The 6,894-nt window shown below is 65.7% G+C and carries 7 protein-coding genes and 1 pseudogene; 2 read left to right on the plus strand and 6 right to left on the minus strand.

Translation table 11 applies throughout. The features are described from left to right. Positions 1 to 143 precede the first annotated feature (143 nt). From VTU_RS0123625 to VTU_RS0123645, 5 genes are read right to left on the minus strand one after another with little or no spacing between them, the layout of a single operon-like run. Positions 144 to 1,751 (minus strand): GMC family oxidoreductase, encoded by a 1,608-nt coding sequence (locus tag VTU_RS0123625; protein WP_010110044.1) that lies wholly within the window; start codon positions 1,749 to 1,751, stop codon positions 144 to 146. An 11-nt stretch (positions 1,752 to 1,762) separates the two neighbouring features. Continuing rightward, positions 1,763 to 2,632 carry an ABC transporter permease gene (locus VTU_RS0123630; protein WP_029554700.1) on the minus strand — a complete coding sequence of 290 codons (870 nt, stop codon included), beginning with the start codon at positions 2,630 to 2,632 and terminating at the stop codon, positions 1,763 to 1,765. A 2-nt stretch (positions 2,633 to 2,634) separates the two neighbouring features. Further along, positions 2,635 to 3,534 carry an ABC transporter permease gene (locus tag VTU_RS0123635; protein WP_010110046.1) on the minus strand — a complete coding sequence of 300 codons (900 nt, stop codon included), beginning with the start codon at positions 3,532 to 3,534 and terminating at the stop codon, positions 2,635 to 2,637. Next, entirely contained in the window at positions 3,531 to 4,652 is a 1,122-nt protein-coding gene (locus VTU_RS0123640) for an ABC transporter ATP-binding protein (RefSeq protein ID WP_010110047.1), read from the minus strand. The genes VTU_RS0123635 and VTU_RS0123640 overlap by 4 nt, the downstream gene beginning before the upstream one ends. An 18-nt stretch (positions 4,653 to 4,670) precedes the next feature. Further along, positions 4,671 to 5,732 (minus strand): extracellular solute-binding protein, encoded by a 1,062-nt coding sequence (locus VTU_RS0123645; RefSeq protein ID WP_010110048.1) that lies wholly within the window; start codon positions 5,730 to 5,732, stop codon positions 4,671 to 4,673. A gap of 227 nt (positions 5,733 to 5,959) precedes the next feature. Here VTU_RS0123645 and VTU_RS0123650 point away from each other — a divergent pair, with 227 nt between their 5' ends. Both VTU_RS0123650 and VTU_RS0123655 read left to right on the plus strand, forming a co-directional pair. Next, positions 5,960 to 6,202, plus strand: a complete 243-nt coding sequence (locus tag VTU_RS0123650) for an AbrB/MazE/SpoVT family DNA-binding domain-containing protein (protein WP_010110049.1) — start codon at positions 5,960 to 5,962, stop codon at positions 6,200 to 6,202. After that, on the plus strand, positions 6,199 to 6,594 hold the full coding sequence (locus VTU_RS0123655) for a type II toxin-antitoxin system VapC family toxin (RefSeq protein WP_010110050.1): 396 nt from the start codon (positions 6,199 to 6,201) through the stop codon (positions 6,592 to 6,594). The genes VTU_RS0123650 and VTU_RS0123655 overlap by 4 nt, the downstream gene beginning before the upstream one ends. 25 nt (positions 6,595 to 6,619) lie before the next feature. Here the strand turns inward: VTU_RS0123655 and VTU_RS30135 are convergent. Continuing rightward, positions 6,620 to 6,894: pseudogene (locus tag VTU_RS30135) on the minus strand (DNA alkylation response protein); the annotation flags it as partial.

Raw genomic sequence — 6,894 nt, forward strand, 5'->3', positions numbered from 1 at the left:
GGCGCCCGGTGGCCGGATCGATGATGTGGCGGTAGCCGCGGCCCTCGGGCGGCAGCCACTGGCCATCGATGTACAGATCAAGGCGGGCGTCGATGGTGTCGGAGGAGGCAGTGGACAAGGGGGCTTGCGTCATGGGCGGATTGTCACGGTCGGTGGAGCAGCAGCAGCGCAGCCGCTTTTTCTGCGACCATCATCGTCGGCGCGTTGATGTTACCCGAGGTGATGTTCGGAAAGACCGATGCATCGACCACGCGCAGACGGCTGACGCCATGCACTTGCAACTGGTTGTTGAGCACCGCGAGCCGCGCATCGCTGCCCATCGCGCAGCTGCCGCACAGGTGATAGACCGAGCCGCTGTGCGCGCGCACGAACTGCAGCAGGCTGGCGTCGTCGTCGTCGCCGGCCGGCACCGGCTGCATGGCGGCCGCAGTCACCTGCGCGAGCGCGCGCGTTGCCAGCAGACTGCGCACCAAGCGGGCGCCGGCGATCGCGGCCTGCCGGTCCTGCCCGGTGGACAGGTAGGCCGGATCGATGCGCGGCGCTTCGTGGACGTTGGCGCTGCTGATCTGCACGCTGCCCCGGCTGCTCGGCCGGCACGGGGAGAAAAAAATCGTATAGCCGGAATAGGGCGTGAGGCGCGGGGCGCCGCCGTTGTCCGGCAGCTGGTACGACAGCGGGTTGAAATACAGCTGCACGTCGGGCAGCCCGCCCGGACCGGCGGTGCTGAGGAACCCTCCGGCCTTGACCGTGGTTGCAAGCAGGCCCCGGCGCCTGAACCAGTACGCCAGCAGCGCGCGCGCCTGCTGCCATGGATGGCGGATCTGGTCGTTCATCGTGGAGCGATTGGCGCGCAGGAAAAATGAGGTGCACAGGTGGTCTTGCAGGTTGCGCCCCACCGCCGGCGCATGCTGGAGCACCGGAATCTGGTGCCGTTGCAGCAGCGCCGCGTCGCCCACGCCGGACAGTTGGAGCAACTGGGGTGTTGCCACGGCCCCTGCGGACAGCACCACCTCGCGCCGCGCGCCAAAGCGGTGGCGCTGCCCGCGGACCAGCACCTCGACGCCGACGGCCCCCCGCTGGGCGTCGAACAGGACCCGCTCGACCAGCGCCTGCGTGTGGACGACGAGGTTCGCGCGCCGCAGCGCAGGGCGCAGGTACGCGGTGCCCGAGGAGTCGCGGCGCCCGTTGCGGGTGTTGACGTCGTACACGCCGTAGCCGCCGAGCTGCGCGCCGTTGAAATCGGCGTTGGCGCAATGGCCCAGGGCCGCGCAGGCAGCAAAAAAGGCATCGCAGATCGGATGCACGGCGTCGCGCGTGATGCGGATCTTGCCGCTGCCGCTGTGCCAGTCGGTGTCGCCGAGCGGGTGCGATTCGAGCCGCTTGAACCACGGCAGCACGTCGTCGTAGGACCAGCCGGGGTTGCCCTGCGCCACCCAGTCGTCGAAATCGGCGCGCTGCCCGCGCACGTAGACCAGCGCGTTGATCGCGCCCGAGCCGCCGAGCACCTTGCCGCGCGGTGTGTAGACGCGCTGATCGGCCAACTCCGGCTGCGCCGTGGTGTGGTAGCGCCAGTTGTACCGGGGGTGCTGGTACAGCTTGGCAAAACCCAGCGGCATGCGCAGCCACATCGACCGGTCGGCAGCGCCGGCTTCGAGCAGCAGCACCCGGTGGCGGCCGTCCTCGGTCAGCCGATCCGCGAGGATGCAGCCCGCCGAGCCGGCGCCGACCACGATGAAGTCGAATTCCTGCATGCGGGCCCCCGCTATTCGTTTTGCTCACCCGGCCTGCTGCGCTGCGCCAGAATGCCCGCGAGCCCGAGCAGCGCCGAGCCCAGCATCAGGGCCAGCGACACGGCGTTGAGCTCGGGTGTCGAGCCCTGGCGCATGCGGTTGAACATCGTGATCATCAGCGGTGCGTCGGATCCGACGAGCATCAGCGTGGTGCTGAAGTTCTCGAACGACATCAGGAACGCGACCAGGCCGCAGCCGACCAGCGTCGGATACAGGAACGGCAAGGTGATCGTGCGCAGCACCGTCACCGGGCTCGCGCCCAGGTTCAGCGCCGCCTCCTCCAGCGACCGATCGAACTTGCGCAGCCGGGCCGAAATCACCAGCGTGGCAATCGTCGCGATAAACGAGAACTGCCCGAGGACCACCAAGGCCAGACCCGGGCGCAGGGCGTCCACGCTCAGGTCGAAATACGTCTCCAGCCCGTTCGCGAGCGTGCTGGAGAAGGCCAGGATGGCAATGCCCAGGATCACGCCGGGGATGACCAGTGGCACCAGCATCAGCAGGTACAAGAAGCGCTTGCCCCGGAATTCGTAGCGCTCGAACAGGAACGCCGTGGTGGTTCCGCAGACGATGGACAGCACGCTCACGAGCAGCGCGACGAACAAGGAGTGGCCCATGCTCACGGCAATCTCACGGTCAAAGAGCATGCCCGTGCGCGATGAGCCATTGCCGATGAACCAGTCCAGCGTCGCGCCCCTCCACGGCAGCGAGGGGATGCCCGAATCGTTGAAGGCAAAGACGGCAACGACCAACAGCGGGGTCGCGAGGTACGCCAGGAACAGGCCCAGGTAGGCCCGGTGCATCCAATGCAAGTACCTCTTGCCCGGGAGGGTCCGCAGCATGTTCAACGCCCCCGGGTCAAGGAACGCGCCAGCGATTGCCCGCTGAGCTTCAGACCCAGCCATACGACGAGGCTGGAGGCCAGCAGCAGCACGAAGCCGAAGGCCGACCCCAGTTCCCAGTTGAAGCGGGTGATGAACTGGTTGTAGATCTGCTCGGTAAACCACTGGCTGCTTTTGCCGCCCATCAGGATCGGCGTCAGAAAACTCCCCAGGCTCAGCATGAAGACCATGATGCAGCCGGAGGCAATGCCCGGCATCGCATGCGGGATGACGATTTGGCGCAGCACCACGGCCCCGTTGCCGCCCAGGTCGTAGCCGGCCTCGACGAGCGAGTCGTCGAGCGTCTCGAGCACCGAAATCAAGGGCACGATCATGAACAGCATCAGGGTGTAGACCAAGCCGACGAGCATCGCCGCGTCGTTGTACAGAAATTCGATCGGAGCGTCTGCGAGACCGACGAACTGGAGCCCGCGCGACAGCAGGCCGGTCTCCCGCAGGATGATGGTCCAGCCGAACACGCGCACCAGCTCACCGACCCAGAACGGCAGCAGACAGGCCAGGTACAGCAAGGTCCTGGAGCGGCCCCGCGCGATCTTCGCGATGTAGTAGGCCACCGGCCAGGAAATAACCAGGACCAGCAGGGTCACGAGAATCGACATGGCGATGGTGCGCGCCAGCGTGAGCGGATACACCCGCTCTGCAAAAAACTCCCGGTAGTTCCCGAGACCGGTGTTTGCGCGGCCCTGCGCCATCGGCTCCTTGAAGGACAGGAGCAATAGATCGATATGCGGCAGCACGATGATCAGCAGCATCCACAACAAGAAAGGCGCAAGCACCAGGCAGAACGACAGCCGCCGGCCCAGGGTCTGGCCCGGCAGATCGTCTGCCGTGGCGCTGCTCATGGACTGCCTCCGGCCCGCAGCGCAAAGGCCATCAACTGGCGAGCAGAAAAAGCGATCCGGACCTGAGCACCCTGCACCAGGCCGCACGGGGGCTGGTTCTGCGGCAGGGCCACGGGAATCAGCTCGCCGGACAGCACGCGCACCATGGCCCGGCTGTTCGCCCCATTGAACAACAGGCTCTCGAGCCGGCCGGCCATCATGTTCAGCAGCCTGTCCTGTGGCGGGGCGGCGGTGTCGGCCAGGCTGATGCGGATCGCCTCCGGCCGCACGAACAGCTCGATTTCGTCGCCGAGTCGGGCGCGGGTCGCTGCGCTGCCGAGCACCTGCAAAGTCTGGGCGTTCGCGGTCGAGACGCTGAGCCCGTCCGCGTGGACCTGCGTGACCCGCCCCCGCCAGCGGTGGCTGTCGCCGACAAAGCCGACGACGAAGGCGGTCGCGGGCTCGTAGTAGAGCGTTTGCGGACTGGCCACCTGCTCAAAGCGCCCGCCGTTCATGACGGCCACCTGGTCCGACATCACCAGCGCTTCGGACTGGTCGTGCGTGATGTAGACGAAGGTCGTGCCGAACTGGTGCTGCAATTGCTTGAGTTCGAGCTTCATATGCTCGCGCAGCTTCAGATCCAGCGCGCCCAGCGGTTCGTCGAGCAGCAACACGGCCGGCTCGAGCACCAGGCAGCGCGCAATCGCCACGCGCTGGCGCTGTCCGCCGGACAACTGCGTCACCTGCTTGGGGCCGCAGCCCGGCAGGCCGACCCGCTCCAGGGCCTCAGCGACTTTCTTGTCGATCGCGCTGCGCGTCATCCCGCCCTTGCGCTTGAGTCCATAAGCGATGTTCTGCGCCACCGACATCATGGGAAACAGCGCCAGATGCTGGAACACCATGTTCACCGGGCGCTTGTTCGGCGGCGTGTCCAGCACCGAGCGGCCCTTGATCAGGATGTCGCCCGCGCTCGGCTGGCCGAAGCCGGCGACCATGCGCATCAGCGTGGTCTTGCCGCAACCCGAAGGGCCGAGGATGGAAAAAAACGAGCCCTGCTTGACGCCCAAGGACACATGGTCAACCGCCACATGGCTGCCGAATGCCTTGACGACATCGCGGCACTCGAGGTCATACGACATGGGGTTGGCAACCGGGCTTCACTGCGCCGCGATGCGGTCAAGAATCTTGCCTTCGCGTGTCTCCAGACCCGAAGGAATCGGCGGGAACCAATGGATGCGGGCGATCGCTTGCGGCGAATACACGCGGGCGAGCACCTGGCGCAGCTTCTCCGGAACCAGGTCCTGCGCGCCGGCCGAGGCCGTCATATTGTTCGAGGTCTGCATGACGATCGCCGCATTCTCCGGCCGCATCATGAAGTCGATCCACTGGTAGGCAGCGTCGTCGGCCCGGCCCTTGGCCGGCAGCACGAAGGTATCGATCCAGCCGAGCGGGTTCTTGTCGTAGCCGATGTCCATGTCCTCGCCCTGCAACTTGAAGGCATGCGAGTCCCAGCCCTCAGCGGCCACGATCTCACCCGAGCGCATCATGTTCAGCAGATCGTCGGAGTTGTTCCAGTAGGCCTTCACATGGGCCTTGCAGGCCGCCAGCTTCTGCCCGGCCTTGTCGATGATGGCCTGGTACTTGTCCGGGTTCGCATACGCGGCAAAGGGATCGTCGCCGCTCGCGAAGGCCATCAGGATCAGCGCCGGGCGCCGGATGCGCATGGATACCTTGCCCTTGTACGCGCCCGTGCACAGGTCGGCGATGCCCGACACATGGGGGGCCTTGGCGTTGTTCGTCAGCACGCCCAGCGTCCCCCAGGTATGGGGAAGCGCGTAGACCTTGCCGCCTATCGTCGTATTCGCCTTGGTGGCGTCGAGCAGGTCGGGGATGAACTGCCGGGTCTGGACCCGGGACAGGTCGATCGGCTTGTAGATGCGGAAATCCGCTTGCGGCCCGGTGATCCGGTCCTGGCTCGGCTGCGCCAGATCAAAGCCCGCGCCACCCGTTGCACGCAGCCTTGAGATGATGTCTTCGTTGTTCGAGAGGGTGACCTGCACGTCGATGCCGGTCTCCTGTTTGAACTTCTTGACCAGCGCATCCGGAGCGAGGCCGCTCCAAGTCAGCAACCGGAGGGTCGCGGCAGACGCGCTGGCACTGAGCGTCCACCCCATCAGCCCCGCCAACAAGGCGGCAAGGGCTCGCTTGGGCTTCATCATGTCCGTGTCTCCTCTATTTGTTGTCACCATTTCTTGCCCGCAACAGCAGGATGAGACCCGGTGATGGACCGCATGCTATGCGACCATTGGCTTGCGAAAACAGGCCCATTTTGGAAAAAATTGCCGCGCCATTCTGAATCGGCTCCGCGCCGCTCCAGGAGGCTTTCCGTCTTGCGTTTGACACGGAATTTTCCTTACCATAAAGTAAGGCGAAAGGAGCGCATCATATGACCACTGCAACCATCACCTCCAAAGGCCAGATCACGATCCCTGTCGGTGTGCGCAACGACCTCGGGGTGGATTCGGGTGATCGCGTCGAATTCGTGCAGATCGCGCCGGGACGCTATGAGTTCGTCGCGGCGACGCACGACGTCACCGAATTGAAGGGCCTGTTCGCGCACTCCGGGAAGGCCGTTTCCATCGAAGCCATGAACGCGGCCATCGCCCGGCGTGGAGCTTCTGCGCGGTGATTGGCCTCGATACGAATGTCCTCGTGCGCTACATCATGCAGGACGAGCCCGGGCAATCGGCGCAGGCAAGCCGGCTGATCGAGTCGCTCGACGCCGACAATCCCGGATTCATCAGCCTGGTGACGGTCGTCGAGTTGTACTGGGTACTGACTTCCAGCTACGAACTGGCGGGCAAGCAGGCGGTGCAGGCGCTTGAATCCATCGTCCGCACGAAACAGTTTTTCGTCGAGCGGGCCGATTTGGTTCTGCGCGCCCTGCGCGCCTGCGGCGCAGGGAAAGCGGATTTTCCCGATTGCCTGATCGAGCGCTCTGCGGCCAGCGCGGGCTGCGCACGCACCATGACTTTTGATGTCCGCGCCGCAAAGCACGCGGGAATGACCCTCGTGGGCTGAACCGCGCCTTGCACGGTCTGTGGTTTCAGGCCGGCAAGGCACGCGCGAGCAGGTGGTCGAAATCGATTCCGGCGCCCAGCGTGCCAAAGCTGTGGCCCCAGTCGCCGCCCAGGCGCGAAGCGCAGAACGCGCCGAACACGCTCGCCGGGGCGCTGCGATGCAGCAGTACGGCCTGCACGGCGAGCGCCAGGTCCTGCGCCAGGCGGCGCGCCCCGGCTTCGTCGGTCATGGCGTCGGCGCGCAGCGGCAGCGCGTCGGCCAGGCAGCGAGCGCGCCTTGTGCTCGGTTTCCCTCCATTCC

The organism is Verminephrobacter aporrectodeae subsp. tuberculatae At4, assembly GCF_000193225.1.
Classification (GTDB): domain Bacteria; phylum Pseudomonadota; class Gammaproteobacteria; order Burkholderiales; family Burkholderiaceae_C; genus Acidovorax; species Acidovorax aporrectodeae.

Excerpts from the sequence above, each read along its gene's own strand:
- VTU_RS0123650 (WP_010110049.1), top strand. The coding sequence starts at position 5,960 with ATGACCACTGCAACCATCACCTCCAAAGGCCAGATCACGATCCCTGTC.
- VTU_RS0123640 (WP_010110047.1), bottom strand. The coding sequence starts at position 4,652 with ATGTCGTATGACCTCGAGTGCCGCGATGTCGTCAAGGCATTCGGCAGC.
- VTU_RS0123630 (WP_029554700.1), bottom strand. The coding sequence starts at position 2,632 with ATGCTGCGGACCCTCCCGGGCAAGAGGTACTTGCATTGGATGCACCGG.
- VTU_RS0123645 (WP_010110048.1), bottom strand. The coding sequence starts at position 5,732 with ATGATGAAGCCCAAGCGAGCCCTTGCCGCCTTGTTGGCGGGGCTGATG.
- VTU_RS0123635 (WP_010110046.1), bottom strand. The coding sequence starts at position 3,534 with ATGAGCAGCGCCACGGCAGACGATCTGCCGGGCCAGACCCTGGGCCGG.
- VTU_RS0123625 (WP_010110044.1), bottom strand. The coding sequence starts at position 1,751 with ATGCAGGAATTCGACTTCATCGTGGTCGGCGCCGGCTCGGCGGGCTGC.